This is a genomic window from Streptomyces beigongshangae (assembly GCF_019710745.1).
GTDB classification, from domain to species: Bacteria; Actinomycetota; Actinomycetes; order Streptomycetales; family Streptomycetaceae; genus Streptomyces; species Streptomyces beigongshangae.
In genome coordinates this window covers 18,478-32,571 of the sequence record NZ_JAHKJW010000014.1, presented here as the reverse complement: position 1 = coordinate 32,571, position 14,094 = coordinate 18,478, and the positions used below count along the sequence as shown (strand labels likewise).

At 73.7% G+C, this 14,094-nt stretch carries 12 protein-coding genes and 1 riboswitch; of the genes, 6 read left to right on the top strand and 6 right to left on the bottom strand.

Annotation, left to right across the window (positions count from 1 at the left end; translation table 11 throughout):
* Nucleotides 1-191: 191 nt before the first annotated feature.
* Nucleotides 192-485: a hypothetical protein gene (locus KM933_RS13305; RefSeq protein WP_221351633.1), complete on the top strand. Its 294-nt coding sequence runs from the start codon at nucleotides 192-194 to the stop codon at nucleotides 483-485.
* A gap of 64 nt (nucleotides 486-549) precedes the next feature.
* Here the strand turns inward: KM933_RS13305 and KM933_RS13300 are convergent, their stop codons facing one another.
* The 3 genes from KM933_RS13300 to KM933_RS13290 are packed head-to-tail and all read right to left on the bottom strand — an operon-like array spanning nucleotide 550 to nucleotide 3,841.
* Nucleotides 550-1,620 (bottom strand): glucosidase family protein, encoded by a 1,071-nt coding sequence (locus KM933_RS13300; RefSeq protein ID WP_221351632.1) that lies wholly within the window; start codon nucleotides 1,618-1,620, stop codon nucleotides 550-552.
* Nucleotides 1,617-2,384 (bottom strand): class I SAM-dependent methyltransferase, encoded by a 768-nt coding sequence (locus tag KM933_RS13295; protein WP_221351630.1) that lies wholly within the window; start codon nucleotides 2,382-2,384, stop codon nucleotides 1,617-1,619. The genes KM933_RS13300 and KM933_RS13295 overlap by 4 nt, the downstream gene beginning before the upstream one ends.
* Nucleotides 2,378-3,841 (bottom strand): glycosyltransferase family 4 protein, encoded by a 1,464-nt coding sequence (locus KM933_RS13290; protein WP_221351628.1) that lies wholly within the window; start codon nucleotides 3,839-3,841, stop codon nucleotides 2,378-2,380. The genes KM933_RS13295 and KM933_RS13290 overlap by 7 nt, the downstream gene beginning before the upstream one ends.
* Before the next feature lie 230 nt (nucleotides 3,842-4,071).
* Between KM933_RS13290 and KM933_RS13285 the strand changes: the two genes are divergently transcribed.
* Nucleotides 4,072-4,719 (top strand): TetR family transcriptional regulator, encoded by a 648-nt coding sequence (locus tag KM933_RS13285; RefSeq protein ID WP_221351626.1) that lies wholly within the window; start codon nucleotides 4,072-4,074, stop codon nucleotides 4,717-4,719.
* Between the two features lie 108 nt (nucleotides 4,720-4,827).
* Here KM933_RS13285 and KM933_RS13280 read toward each other — a convergent pair whose 3' ends face one another.
* Together KM933_RS13280 and KM933_RS13275 are read right to left on the bottom strand one after the other, a co-directional pair.
* Nucleotides 4,828-5,061 (bottom strand): ferredoxin, encoded by a 234-nt coding sequence (locus KM933_RS13280; protein ID WP_221351624.1) that lies wholly within the window; start codon nucleotides 5,059-5,061, stop codon nucleotides 4,828-4,830.
* Between the two features lie 3 nt (nucleotides 5,062-5,064).
* Complete coding sequence (locus tag KM933_RS13275) at nucleotides 5,065-6,522, bottom strand: aldehyde dehydrogenase (RefSeq protein WP_221351622.1); 1,458 nt, start codon at nucleotides 6,520-6,522, stop codon at nucleotides 5,065-5,067.
* A gap of 201 nt (nucleotides 6,523-6,723) precedes the next feature.
* Here KM933_RS13275 and KM933_RS13270 point away from each other — a divergent pair, with 201 nt between their 5' ends.
* Complete coding sequence (locus KM933_RS13270; RefSeq protein WP_221351620.1) at nucleotides 6,724-7,746, top strand: Strvi_7410 family MBL fold metallo-hydrolase; 1,023 nt, start codon at nucleotides 6,724-6,726, stop codon at nucleotides 7,744-7,746.
* Nucleotides 7,747-7,884: 138 nt separating this feature from the next.
* Here the strand turns inward: KM933_RS13270 and KM933_RS13265 are convergent, their stop codons facing one another.
* A complete protein-coding gene (locus tag KM933_RS13265) occupies nucleotides 7,885-10,083 on the bottom strand; it encodes an ATP-binding protein (protein WP_221351618.1) in 2,199 nt (732 codons plus the stop codon).
* A gap of 371 nt (nucleotides 10,084-10,454) precedes the next feature.
* Between KM933_RS13265 and KM933_RS13260 the strand changes: the two genes are divergently transcribed.
* The 3 genes from KM933_RS13260 (at nucleotide 10,455) to KM933_RS13250 (ending at nucleotide 14,089) form a co-directional block, all read left to right on the top strand.
* Nucleotides 10,455-11,654, top strand: coding sequence for a PP2C family protein-serine/threonine phosphatase (locus KM933_RS13260; RefSeq protein WP_221351616.1), 1,200 nt, complete (start codon nucleotides 10,455-10,457; stop codon nucleotides 11,652-11,654).
* Between the two features lie 84 nt (nucleotides 11,655-11,738).
* Nucleotides 11,739-11,817: riboswitch (cobalamin riboswitch) on the top strand.
* Nucleotides 11,818-12,059: 242 nt separating this feature from the next.
* On the top strand, nucleotides 12,060-13,397 hold the full coding sequence (locus tag KM933_RS13255) for an SCO2321 family membrane protein (RefSeq protein WP_221351614.1): 1,338 nt from the start codon (nucleotides 12,060-12,062) through the stop codon (nucleotides 13,395-13,397).
* A complete protein-coding gene (locus KM933_RS13250; protein WP_221351612.1) occupies nucleotides 13,394-14,089 on the top strand; it encodes an SCO2322 family protein in 696 nt (231 codons plus the stop codon). The genes KM933_RS13255 and KM933_RS13250 overlap by 4 nt, the downstream gene beginning before the upstream one ends.
* Nucleotides 14,090-14,094: the final 5 nt, after the last annotated feature.

Genomic DNA, 14,094 nt, shown 5'->3' with positions numbered 1-14,094 from the left:
TTCGCAGGCACCGGCGCCCCCCCTACCGTGGGGCAGGATCATCGGCCATCACCCTTACGGCCGAACCAACGCAAGGCGAACGGGAGTTGAATCCGGGATTGCGGAGCGCCGGAGGCGCCGTGCGCGGATCCGCGGTCGGGGTCCGGTCAAGTGACATGTTTCATACGGGGTTCAAGGGTCATCCGCATGACATGTCCCCTCGATCTCGCAGCGGTTCGAATCAAGCCGGCACGGTCGTCGCGGTCGTCGCCGACATCATGGCCTTCATCCTGGGCCTCTGGATCCTCATGTACCTGCTGGACGCCAACCAGGGCAACTCATTCGTCCAGTTCGTCCATGACGCCGCCCGCTGGCTCGCCGGCTGGTCGCACGACCTGTTCACGTTCGACGAGCAGTGGGCACGGGTCGTCGCCGGTTACGGTCTCGCGGCGGTCGTCTACCTCTTCGTCGGACACGCGATCGCCAATCGCGTACAGCGCCACTGACCCGCCGGCCCACCCGTCCCACACCAGCGCGACCACTCCCACGCACAGCAGCACGACCGAGCCCCTACTGGCAGCAGTCGGGGTCCAGGCCCAGCGGCAGGCGGTCGCCGCCGAAGACCGCGCAGGTCGCCTCGTCGCCGCCGAGCGCGGCGACGGCGAGGAGCAGGGAGCCCGCTGTCCAGGAAGTGAGCTCCTCCGGCCAGAGCGCCCCGGAGTCGAAGACGTAACCGGTCCAGTACAGGCCCGTCGACGGGTCGCGCAGGTGCTGGATGGACTGCAGGACCTCCAGGGCGCGGTCGGACTCGCCCACGGCCCACAGCGCCAGGGCGAGTTCGGCCGATTCGCCGCCCGTCACCCAGGGGTTGGGCACCACGCACCGCACGCCGAGCCCCGGGACCACGAACCGGTCCCAGTCCCGCTCGATGCGCTCCTTCGCCTCGACGCCGGTCAGGGCGCCGCCGAGCACCGGGTAGTACCAGTCCATCGAGTAGCGGTCCTTGTCGAGGAACCGCTCGGGGTGCCGGCGGATCGCGTGGCGCAGCGCGCCCACCGCCAGCTCCCAGTCCGGCTGCGGCTCCTCGCGTTCCTCGGCGATGGCGAGCGCGCACCGCAGCGCGTGGTGGACGGAGGAGCTCCCCGTCAGCAGCGCGTCCTCGACGGCCGTCCCGTCGTCCTCGCGCTTCCAGCCGATCTGGCCGCCCGGCCGCTGGAGTTCCAGCACGAACTCGACGGCGGCGACCACGGACGGCCACATCCGGTCCAGGAAGGCGTCGTCGCCGGTGGCCAGGTAGTGGTGCCACACGCCGACGGCTATGTACGCGCAGAAGTTGGTCTCGCGCCCGCGGTCGGTGACGTCGGCCGCGTCCCCGTCGGCGTAGGCCGCGTACCAGGAGCCGTCCTGGTTCTGGTGCCGGGCCAGCCACGCGTACGCCCGGGCGGCGGCCTCGTGCTCGCCGGCCGCGTCCAGGGCCATGGCCGCCTCGGTGTGGTCCCACGGGTCGAGGTGGTGCCCGCGGAACCACGGGATGGCGCCGTCCGCACGCTGTACGGCCAGGATGCCGCGCACGGTCTGGGCGGCCTCCTCCGCCGTGAGCACCCCCGCCAGGACGAGGTGTTCGGTACGCGGTGTCGTCACGAAGCGTCCGTCTGGGCGGCCCGGGCGGTGTCGCCGAGGGCGGCGGCGGGCAGATGGGGCTTGGTCGCGTACGCCACGAAGCTCTTGCCCATCAGCGGGTTCAGCGCCTGCTCGGCGACCCGGGTCGCGAGGGGCTTCTTCATGATGTCCCAGACGAGGAGCTTGTGGTACGCCCGCACCGGCAGCGCCTTGTCGTTGTCGACGCCGAACGCGCACTTCAGCCACCAGTAGGGGCTGTGCAGCGCATGGGCGTGGTGCGTGCCGTACGGCCGCAGGCCGGCCTCGCGGATCCTGCCGAGCAGTTCGTCCGCCTTATAGATGCGGATGTGCCCGCCCTCGACCTCGTGGTACGCGTCCGACAGCGACCAGCAGACCTTCTCGGGCCCGTAGCGCGGCACGGTGATCGCTATGCGCCCGCCCGGCCTGAGCACGCGCACCATCTCGGCGAGCACACCCTTGTCGTCCGGTATGTGCTCCATCACCTCGGAGATGATGACGACGTCGAACGACTCGTCGGGGAAGGGCAGGCGGAGCGCGTCGCCCTCCATCGCGGTGGCGGTGGCGCCCTCCGGGGCCTCGCCCGCCTCCTTCATCGCGGCGAACCACTTGGCGACCTCGCGGATCTCCTCGCCGTTCCGGTCCAGCGCGACGACCTGCGCGCCGCGCCGGTAGCACTCGAAGGCGTGGCGTCCCGCCCCGCACCCGAGATCCAGCACACGGTCCCCCGGGGCGAGCGGGAACCGGGAGAAGTCGACGGTCAGCACGTGGTCCTGCTTTCACGGTGAGGGGAGTCCGCGGAGGCGGGGGCGGCGGGGACGGAGGCGGGGGCGGCGGGGGCCGCCTCCCGGGTGGCCGCGGAGCGGCTGCCGGCTGCCGCCGGGGGTTCGGTGGTGATGCTTCCGGCCCGGGAACGGTGGGCGTCCGCGATCGCCTCGCGGTAGCGGGCCACCGTGCCCTCGGCCGCGCGGGCCCAGGTGAACTTCTCCAGCACACGCGCGCGCCCGGCCGCGCCGAGCCGCGCGCGCAGGCCGGGGTCGTCCAGCAGCCGCCTCAGGGCCGCGGCCAGCGCCCCCGCGTCGCCGGGCGGGACCGCCAGGCAGGTCCCGCCGTCGGGACCCGCCACCTCGGGGATGGCCCCGCCGGTGGTGGCCACCAGCGGCGTACCGGTCGCCATCGCCTCCGCGGCGGGCAGGGAGAAGCCCTCGTACAGGGAGGGCACGCAGGCGACCTCCGCGGACCGGACCAGGTCGACCAGCTCCGCGTCCGGGATGCCCTTGACGAACTCGACGGCACCCTCCAGCCCGTACCGCTCGATGAGCTGGGCGACCGGGCCGTCCTCGGCGCGCCGGCCGACGACGACGAGGTGCGCCGCGGGGTGCTCGGTACGGAGCTTGGCGAGCGCCTCCACGAGGAAGACGAGGCCCTTGAGGGGGACGTCCGCGCTGGACGTCGTGACGATCCGGCCCGGCACCTTCGGCACGGACGGATCGGGGGAGAAGAGGTCGGCGTCGGCGCCGATGTGCACGACGTGGATCCGCTCGTCCCGTACGCCGAGGTGGTCGACGATCTCCTGGCGGGACGTGCCCGAGACGGTCAGGACGGACGGCAGCCGGCGCGCGACCCGCTTCTGCATGCGGGTGAACCCGTACCAGCGGTGGAGGGACAGCCGTTTGCGCAGGCTTTCCGCCGCGTCCAGCTCCAGCTGCCGGTCCACGGTGATGGGGTGGTGGATGGTGGTGACCAGCGGGGCGCCCACGTCACCCAGCAGTCCGTACCCCAGCGTCTGGTTGTCGTGCACGACATCGAAGTCGCCGCGCCGGCCGCGCAGATGGCGGCGGGCGCGCAGCGAGAACGTCAGCGGCTCGGGGAAGCCCCCGGTCCACATCGTGCCCACCTCGACGGCGTCGATCCAGTCGCGGAACTCGTCGCGCCCCGGGGTGCGGAAGGGGTCCGGCTGCCGGTACAGGTCCAGGCTCGGCAGCTCGGTGAGGGAGAGCCCTGCGAGCCCCTCGCCCTCGTCGAGCACGGGGTACGGCTGGGAGCCGATGACCTCGACCTGGTGGCCCAGGCGGACGAGCTCGCGCGAGAGGTGCCGTACGTAGACGCCCTGGCCGCCGCAGAACGGGTTCCCCTTGTAGGTGAGGAGCGCGATGCGCAGCGGTCGGCCGGCGTCGGCGGCCGAGCCCGCGTGGAGGCCTGCCTCCTTGGCCTCATGGGTCACTCCCGGCCCCCTTCTTCCAGCACGTTCCCGCGAGATTACTTCGGGACGGTAATCTAGAACAAGTTTCAGACTTGATCGTTCAGGGAGCACTGAATCTACCGGCAGGTAGTCCTCCTGTGAGCGGTGGATCGGGTGATTCGCACCACGACCGGGCCCTATTCTGCTGTCGCCCCATCCACCCCACCACCCCCTACCGCCCTCTGCTGTACGAACGTCACGGAACGGGATCCATGCCTGCGGAAGCCAAGACTGCGGCAAAGGCCGCGCAGCCGCCCGTACGGACCGCGCAGCCGGTCACTCCCCCGCTCACCGAGCGCCAGGAGGCACGTCGCCGGCGCATCCTGCACGCGAGCGCGCAGCTGGCGAGCCGGGGCGGCTTCGACGCGGTCCAGATGCGGGAGGTGGCCGAGTCCTCGCAGGTCGCGCTCGGCACGCTCTACCGCTACTTCCCGTCCAAGGTGCATCTGCTGGTCGCGACCATGCAGGACCAGCTGGCCCGCATGCACGGGACGCTCCGCAAGAGGCCGCCGGCGGGCGACACGGCGGCCGAGCGGGTGGCGGAGACCCTGATGCGGGCCTTCCGGGCGCTCCAGCGCGAGCCGCACCTCGCCGACGCGATGGTCCGCGCGCTCACGTTCGCCGACCGCAGCGTCAGCCCGGAGGTCGACCAGGTCTCCCGTCAGACCACGGTGATCATCCTGGACGCGATGGGGCTGGCCGATCCCACCCCCGCCCAGCTCTCCGCCGTCCGCGTCATCGAGCACACCTGGCACTCGGCCCTGATCACCTGGCTCTCGGGCCGCGCCTCGATCGCCCAGGTCAAGATCGACATCGAGACGGTCTGCCGCCTGATCGACCTGACATCACCGAACGACTGACCCCGGCCCCGCAAGGGGCACGGAGAACCGCGCGCCACGAAAGGGGCGCTGGGAATCGCGCGCCCAGCCCTCACCGCCCGGCACCCGTACCCACCCGCACCCCCCACCTCACTCCTCCGGAGGAAACACCGCCTCCCCGCTCCCCAGCAGGGTGATCGCGATCGCCTCCACCGGACACCCCTCCGCCGCGCCGAGGATCTCCTCGTCGGCGTCCGTCTCGGGCTCGACGGCGTGGGACTGCACGGCGGAGTCGAGACGGAAGGCACCCGGGGCGAGGTGGACGCACTGGGCCGACCCGATGCAGACGGAGCGGTCGACCTCGACGTGCCAGCGGTCGCCCATCCCTCACGCCTCCCAGCCGGCCGGCAGGTGGATCATCTTGTGCTCCAGGAACTCGCCGTACCCCTCCGGCCCGAACTCGCGGCCGAGACCGGAGTTCTTGTAGCCGCCGAATGGGCCGAGCATGTCGAGGCTGAAGGTGTTGACGGAGTACGTGCCGGTGCGGACCCGCCGGGCCACGTCGAGGCCGCGGGCCACGTCGGCCGTCCAGACGCTGCCGCTCAGGCCGTACTCGGAGTCGTTGGCGATCTTGACCGCCTCCTCCTCGTCGCCGTACGGGAGCAGGCAGACCACCGGACCGAAGATCTCCTCGCGGGCGATCCGCATGGAGTTGTCGACGCCGCCGAAGAGCGTCGGCTCGACGTACCAGCCGCGGTCCCGGGCGGCAGGCCGGCCACCGCCCGCGAGGATCTTGGCGCCCTCCTCCTGCCCGATGCGGATGTAGTCGAGACTGCGCTGCTGCTGCCGCTGCGCGACCAGCGGGCCGACCTGGGTCGCGGGGTCCAGCGGGTCGCCGACCACCAGCGCGTCCGCCGCCGCGGCGAACGCCTCCGCGAACTCGTCGTAGCGCGAGCGCGGCAGCAGGATGCGGGTCTGGGCGACGCACGCCTGGCCGTTGTTCATCCAGGCCGTCGGGACGATGCCCGACACGGCGGTCTCCAGGTCCGCGTCCGGCAGGACGACGGCCGCCGACTTCCCGCCCAGTTCCAGCGTCACGCGCGTGAGGTTGCGCGACGCGACCTCCATGACGCGCCGGCCGGCCGCGACCGACCCGGTGAAGGAGACCTTGTCGATCCCGGGGTGCCCGACGAGGTACTCGCCCACCTCGCGGTCCGCCGGCAGGATCGACAGGACCCCCTCCGGCAGCCCGGCCTCCCGCGCGATCTCGCCGAGGATGTACGAGTCCAGCGGCGACTCGGGCGACGGCTTGAGCACCACCGCGCAGCCGGCGAGCAGCGCGGGCGCGATCTTGGCCGCCGCCACGAACTGCGGCGCGTTCCACGGGACGACGGCCGCCACGACCCCCACCGGTTCACGCCGGACGAGGATGCGCCCGAGCACCCCGTCGCGCGTCTCCTCGTAGCGGAAGTCCCGTGCGACCGTGATCGTCGCGTCCCACACCATCATCGCGGCGAGCGCCTGCGCGAGGACGCTCCAGGAGTACGGGGAGCCGCTCTGGGAGGAGATGACGCGGGCGATCTCCTCGTGCCGTACGGCGATCGCGTCCTTGATCCGGGTGACCGCCGCGATGCGCTCGTCCAGGGGCGTACGCGGCCAGGGCCCCTCGTCGAAGGCGGTGCGCGCCGCCGCGACGGCCCGGTCGACGTCCTCCCGCGAGGCGTGCGGCACCCGGCCGATGACCTCCTCGGTGTGCGGGGAGACCACCTCGATGACGTCCTGTCCCCGGGGAGCGGTCAGCTCCCCGCCGATGAACAGCTGTCCGTGTTCCACGAGCTCGGTCATGGCCGACCGCCTCTCCGGGGACTGTTCCCGTTCCCGATTTCCTGACGATGCATCAGACGATGGACAAGGGAACTGATACCAGTTCCACTTGGAGGAGTCCACGGAGCGCACAGCACTCGGCCACGACACGGACTGCCGGACACGGACTGCCACAGGAACCCGTTCTAGTTATAGTGACGGGAGCCGGCGACAGGGGAGCCCATGCCACAGGTGACCGACCACGGCGGCGGCATACGGTCCGTCGGGGTCCCCATCCCGGACAACCCCCTCGGCAACACGCTCGTGTACGTCGTGGACACCGACCGCGGACCGGTGCTGATCGACACCGGCTGGGACGACCCGGCCTCCTGGGAGGCGCTCGCCGACGGCCTGGTGGCGTGCGGGACGGCCGTCACGGAGATCCACGGCGTGGTGATCACGCACCACCACCCGGACCACCACGGCCTGTCGGGCAGGGTGCGCGAGGCGTCGGGCGCCTGGGTGGCCATGCACGCCGCCGACATCTCCGTCGTACGGCGCACCCGGGAGACGCGGCCCGAGCGCTGGCTGGCGTACATGGCGGACCGGCTGACCGCCGCCGGCGCCCCCGAGGAACACGTGGCGCCGCTGCGCACCGCCCGCTCGCGCTTCCCCGGCTTCTCCCCCGCGCTCCCCGACCGGGAGATCGTCCCCGGCGAACTCCTCGGCCTCGCCGGCCGGCGCCTGCGCGCGATCTGGACCCCGGGCCACACCCCCGGCCATGTCTGCCTCCACCTGGAGGAGGACCACCCCGCGCGACTGCCGGGCCGCGGACGCCTGTTCTCCGGGGACCACCTGCTGCCGAGGATCACCCCGCACATCGGGCTGTACGAGGACCCGGACGACGACACCGTCCCCGACCCGCTCGGCGACTACCTCGACTCCCTGGAGCGGGTCGGCGGCCTCGGACCGGCCGAGGTGCTCCCGGCCCACCTGCACCCCTTCACCGACGCCCCGTCCCGGGTGCGGGAGCTGCTCGATCATCACGAGGACCGCCTCACCGGTCTCCTCTCCCTCCTCGGCACCCCGCGCACCGTGTGGCAGGTCGCCGAGCGCATGGAGTGGAACCGCCCCTGGGCCGACATCCCGTACGGCTCCAGGAACATCGCGGTCTCGGAGGCGGAGGCGCACCTGCGCCGGCTGGTGAAACTGGGCCGCGCGGAGACGGTACCGGGAAGCGATCCGGTGAGGTACACGGCTGTGTGACGGGCCACCGGGGGTTTTGCCCTGTGGGCCGGGGGGTCCTGCGGACTGTGAGGGCCCTGCGTGCTGGGGGGGTGGCTTACGCGTCCGGGCGTCAGGGGCCGAGGGTGCCGGGGCGTCAGGGACCGGAGGGCCGGGGCGTCAGGGACCGGGGGTGCCGGGGAGCGGTGGGTCATCCCCCACCGCGTAGGCGATGCCCCGCTCGTACGACATGGCCAGACCCTGCGCGTACGCCCTCGTGTAGGCCTCGTGGCCGATCTTCCCGCGGACCAGGTGCGCACGGGCTCGGCGGGCTGACAGCAGGTCCGGCGACCGCATGTGGAGGCGGCCGACGCGTTCCCAGAGGCGCTGGCCGACGGCGAGCAGACGGGCCGCCCGGAGCCCGTCCCCGCTCGCGACGACCGCCGAGGCCAGTACGTCGAGGGTGAGGGCGACCCCGATGGTGCTGTTCAGCAGCGAGTGCCCGGCGATGGCCGTACGGGCACCGCGCATCGCCGCCCGGAGGTCGCCCGCGTCCAGGTCGGCCTGGGCGACGAAGCAGTCGGCGAAGGCGCCCGCCCAGCGCTCGCCGCGCCGCGCGCTCTCCTCGCGGACCTCCTCGGCGACCGCCCTGGCCCGCACGAAGTCTCCGCTCAGCACATAGCTGAAGGAGAGCGCCAGCCGCACCTGGAGCTGCGCGGACCCCAGCCAGTCGTCGCGGACCGGCAGCGGGTCGGCCTCCCGCAGCACCACCTCCGCCTCGTCGAGCCGGCCGAGGAGGAGCAGGTGCGAGCCGGTGAGGTACGCGGTGGCGGCGACCGCCACGGGGTCGTCCTGCTCCACGGACGCCACCGAGCAGACCGCCGCCCAGCGGCCGGCGCCGTCCAGGTCGCCCTGGAACAGGGCGACCGCACCCCTCGCCCACAGCGCCCGTACGAGGTCGGGGCCGGGCTCCGGATCGGCGGTGAGCACCCGGTCGAGGCAGTACCGCGCGTCCCGCAGATAGCCGCAGTGGCGCCACAGGAACCCCATGTCGGCCGCCGTGCGCAGGGCGGTGGGGGCGTCGCGCTCGGACAGCGCGCAGTCCATGGCGGTACGGAGGTTGGCGTGTTCGGTGATCACGCGCTCGCACCACAGCACCTGGCGGCCGGTGTTCCACTCCGCGCAGCCACTGCGGGCGAGGCGCCCGTAGTGGCCGAGGTGACGCAGCCGCAGGGCCCGCTCCTCGCCCAGCGCGCGCAGCCAGTCGCCGCCGAACTCCCGGACGCTGTCCAGGAGGTGGAAGCGGCTGCCGTCCGTGCGGTGGCGCAGCACGATCGACTGCTCGACGAGCCGTTCGAGCAGTGCCGTGATCCGACCGGTGGGCAGCGGGCCGCCGGCGCAGACGTCCTCGGCCGCGGGCAGGTCGAAGCCGCCGCTGAACACCGAGAGCCTCGCCCACAGCAGCCTCTCCAGGGGTGCGCACAGTTCATGGCTCCAGCCGATGGCCGTCCGCAGCGTACGGTGCCGCAGAGGTCCCCCGCCGGGTCCCTCACCGGGTTCCCCGCCCGGCCCCTCGCCCAACTCCTCGTCCGGTTCCGCCGCGAGCAGGTCGAGCGGGGACGGCAGCCGTTCGCCGAGCCGCTCGTCGAGTTCGGCGAGGGAGAGGTCGCGGAGGCGGGCCGCGGCCAGTTCGATGGCCAGCGGGATCCCGTCGAGCCTGCGGCAGACGGCGGCGGCCCTGTCGGCCGAGGCCCCGTCCAGGACGAAGCCGGAGCGTGCCTCGCGGGCCCGCTGGGCGAACAGGTCGAGGGCGTCACCGCGGTCCCGGCTCCACGCGGGCCGCGCCGCCGCTTCCGGCGGGTTCACCGGTAACGGGGAGACCTCCACCCGGAGTTCGGACGGATGGCCCAGGGGTTCCCGCGTGGTGGTCAGGAAGCGCAGGCCGGGCGCGGCGGGGAGCAGCGCGCGAACGAGTCCGGCGCAGTCGGGGAGTACGTGTTCGCAGGAGTCGAGGACGATCAGTGCCTCCTTGTCCGCCAGCCATTCGGCGAGCACCTCGGTCACCGGGGACGTCGACTGGTCGGCGAGCCGCAGCGCCTCCACGACGGCGAAACCCACCGGGCCCCGGGCCCGCAACGGCGAGAGCTCGACGAACCAGACGCCGTCCGGGTACTGCGGGGAGGAGCGGCGGGCGGCCCGCAGGGCGAGCCGGGTCTTCCCGACGCCGCCGGTCCCGACGAGCGTCACCAGGGGCTCGTGCCCCCCGGCCGGGTCCAGGAGCCGCGCGAGCCGGGCCAGCTCCCGCGACCTGCCGACGAAACTCCGCGTCTCCGCCGGCAGATTCCCCGGCCATCCGTCGACCGCCCTGTTCTCCGGCACGGCTTCGCCCCTCTCACACGGCACAAGAGCGAGTCCGGAGGGGATCCCGCAGCGGCCAGTGTGACCCCCTCGGCCGACTCCCCCCGACCGCTCCGGCAAGACGGACACGAAGTCGGTCCGATGCCGTCACGCACGGACACATTCCGACGAGATGTGATCAATACCCCGTCGGTACGGGTGCGGAGCGACATATTCGGAGACTGTCGTGCGCAGACGGGCGGAGGGCATGGGAACGGGAACGGGTGCGGGTGCGGCAGGTACGGAAGTCGGAGCAGGAACGAGGGCGCCCGCGGGTGCGGATGCCAGGACCGGGATCCGAGTCGGGTTCGAGGCCGGGACCGGGGCTGGGACTGGGGCTGGGGCTGGGGCTGATGCGAGTGTGGACGCGGATCTCGCCGTGGAGGCGACCCGGCGGTCGGCGAGGGCTCCGCGGACACGATGACCCTCACCGGTCCGGGGCGAAGGGCACGGCGGACGGGACCGCCGCGACCGACGGAGCCGGCGCGGCGGGCGTCACCGGTACGACGGGCGCCACAGGCGGGACCGGTCCGTCCGACGGGTTCGGTCCGTCCGGTGAGGCCCGCCCGAACCCGTCGGACGGGCTCAGCGCGACCGGCAGGTTCGGCGCGGTCACCGGCCCCCGCCCGTTCTCCGAGGGACGCCTCCTCGCGCCCTCGGCGGTCTGCGTGCTGATCGCCGCGCCCGCGCTGCTGCTGGACCGGGTCCCGCCCGCCGTCACGCTGGCGCAGCTGCTGATCGGCTGCGCGCTCACCGCGCACACCGTGCGGCAGCGGGACCGGCTCCTCGCGCAGCTCGCCGAGGTGCGCGAGGTGGCCCGGATCACCCAGGAAGCCGTCGTACGGCCGATCTCCCGCAGCTTCGCCGGTACGCACATCTCCACGCGCTACCACTGCGCCGTGCCCGGATCGGCGCTCGGCGGGGACCTGTACGACGTCGCGGTGACACCGTTCGGCCTGCGGGTCCTCATCGGCGACGTGCGCGGACACGGGCTCGAAGCCGTCCGGCTGACCGCCGAGGCGGTGGCCGGCTTCCGCGAACTCGCCCACACGGTCCCCGACCTGCCCGCCGTCGCCACCGGCCTGGACGAACGCCTCGCGCCCGGTCTGGGTCCGGAGGACTTCGTCACCGCGCTCCTCGCCGAGTTCGCACCGGGCGAGGTCCGTCTCGTCAACTGCGGTCACCCCGCGCCCCTGCGCCACGGCCACCGCACCGAACTCCTCGAACCGGGCGTCACCACGCTCCCGCTGGGCCTGTGCCCCGACCCGCGCCAGTACCGCGTACGCCTCCAGCCGGGCGACCGGCTCCTCCTCTACACCGACGGCCTCACCGAGGCCCGCGCTCCCGACGGCACCTTCTTCCCCTTCCTCACCGAGGCGGCCCGCGCCCTGCGCGACCCCCTGCCCGACGAGGCCCTCGACCTCCTCCACGCCCGGCTCCTCGCCCACACGGGCACCGCACCCACCGACGACGTGGCCCTCGTCCTCTGCCAGCCCGCGCCACCCACGCAGCCCACGGCCGCCGCACCGCCCCCGACCCGGCGGAGCCTCTAGACGCCCGCCCGGTTCGTCCGGCCGGCCCCTGGGGGTATCGCTACGGGCCGGTACAGTGAGCGGGTCGTCATCACACTCGTACGGGGGGAAGCCGGTGCAAATCCGGCGCTGACCCGCAGCCGTGTGCCGTCCCGGTCCCCACGGGCGGCGAGCCGGAATGCCCCGTACGGACCGTGACCGGCTCGCGTCACCGGGACCGCCGGTGACCGGCACCGTCGAGGCATACGGAGCCGAGCCGCCCGGGGCTCCGGGCTGCCCGGCCCCCCGCAGGGAGAGCCGAAGGGGCGCACCGGTGAGAGGCTTCGAACGCGCGCAGGCCCGAGGGGCCGGGCGCGGTCGCCGTCCCGTGACCGGCCGTGGCACCCCGTCGGCGATCCGATGAGTACAGAGAGGCATCCGCCGATCATGTTTGTCCGCCGCAGCGCAGCGGTACTGGCCGCCACCGCCGTGATCGGCACGGCGTTCGCGCCGGCCGCCCTCGCCGACGAGTCGCCCTCCCCCTCCCCGGCGCTCCCTTCGGGCCTGTACGGCAGCACCGATCCGACGTACGACGGTGTCTGGCGGCAGTCGCTCGCGCTGCTCGCCCAGCACACCGTGGGGGTGGAGCCCGCGGCGGAGGCCGTCGACTGGCTCACCGGGCAGCAGTGCGCGAACGGGGCCTTTCCGGCCTACCGCCCCGACCCGGCCACGAAGTGCGCCACCAGGACGCGGGGCGCCCAGGGTGCACAGGGCGCGCAGGACGCACAGATCCCGCAAGCCGACACGAACAGCACCGCCGCCGCCCTCCAGGCCCTGGAGGCGCTCGACGCGGAGGACGCCGTGACCGGCGCGGCCGTGAAGTGGCTGAAGACCGTGCAGAACGGGGACGGCGGCTGGGGCTACCTGCCCGGCGGGGCCAGCGACACCAACTCGACGTCACTCGTGATCGGGGCCCTGGAGGCCGCGGACACCGACACGCGGGACCTGCGGTCCAAGGACGACCGGACGCCGTACGACGCCCTGCGCGGCCTCTCCGTGCCCTGCGACCAGGACGGCGGGGGCGCCTTCGCCTTCCAGCCCGACAAGAAGGGCGGGCTCGCGGCGAACGCCGACGCCACGGCGGCGGGCGTGCTCGGGGCGCTCGGTGCGGGCCTGGTGACGGACCCCGAGGAGACCGGGGGCACCGGGGGCGACGACGCGAAGGACACGACATGCGCGGGCGGCGACTCGCCGACCCCGGAGCAGGCGGCGGGCAACGGCGCCGCGTACCTGGCCGGCGCGGTCGCCGGGACCGGCCACCTGGAGTCCGCGCTCGCGGGCGCCGAGGACCGGCCCGACCACGGCAACACCGCCGACGCGGTCGTCGCGCTCGCCGCGGCGGGCCGGACGGCCGACGCACGGAAGCCGCTGGCCTGGCTGAAGAAGAACTCCGGCGCCTGGGCGGCGAAGAGCGGCCCGGCCGCGTACGCGCAACTGATCTTCGCGGCGCACGCCACCGGGGCGGACCCGCGCGACTTCGGCGGCGCCGACCTCGTGAAGCAGCTCGGTGCGACCGGCCCGGCGGCCCGGACCGCCGACCGCTCCGACGCCCCCGCCGACGGCAAGGACGGCAAGGACGACCAGCAGAACCGGCAGGACGGGGAGGGGGACGGGAACGGGGAGGACAGCGGGGCCGGTGTCTGGTGGATCGTCGGGGCCGGTCTGGTCGGCGGCATCGGCATCGGCTTCCTCCTCAGCGGCCGCAACAAGAAGCAGCGACCGTGACCCGCCACCGCCCGACCCTCCTGGTCCTGGGCCTCCTGCTCGCCGTACTCGGCACGGCGGGCCAGGCCCAGGCGGTCGGCTACCGCTACTGGTCCTTCTGGGACCGCGCCTCCGACGGCAGCGACGGCAGTGGCAGCGGCGGCGGCAAGTGGGTGTACGCGACGCAGGGCCCGTCGACGGCGCGCCCTTCCGACGGAGACGTCCAGGGTTTCCGCTTCTCGGTGAGCGGGGACTCCGAGGACGCGGCGCGGCCCCGCGGGGCGGCCGACTTCACCACGATCTGCGCGAGGACGCCCGCGCGGGAGGGGGCCAAGCGGATCGCCCTGGTCCTCGACTTCGGTACGGCCGCGGACGCGCCGGCCGGCTCGACACCGCCGGACCCGAACCCGGACACCGCCTGCGCCCGCGTCGGGGAGGACGCGACGACCGCGGACGCCCTCGCCGCCGTCGCCGGGCCGCTGCGTTACGACACGAACGCCCTGCTGTGCGCCATCGCGGGCTACCCCCGGACCGGGTGCGGCGAGGCCGTGTCGGGCGACCGGCCGAAGTCCTCCACCTCGCCTGACACGCGGAGCGAGTCCGGGCCCGGATCCGGGGACGGCGGACCGTCGGTGGGTCTGGTGGCCGGGATCGCCGCCGTGGCCGTACTGGGCGCCGCCGCGCTCCGGCAGGCACGCCGGCGACGCGGCTGACGGGA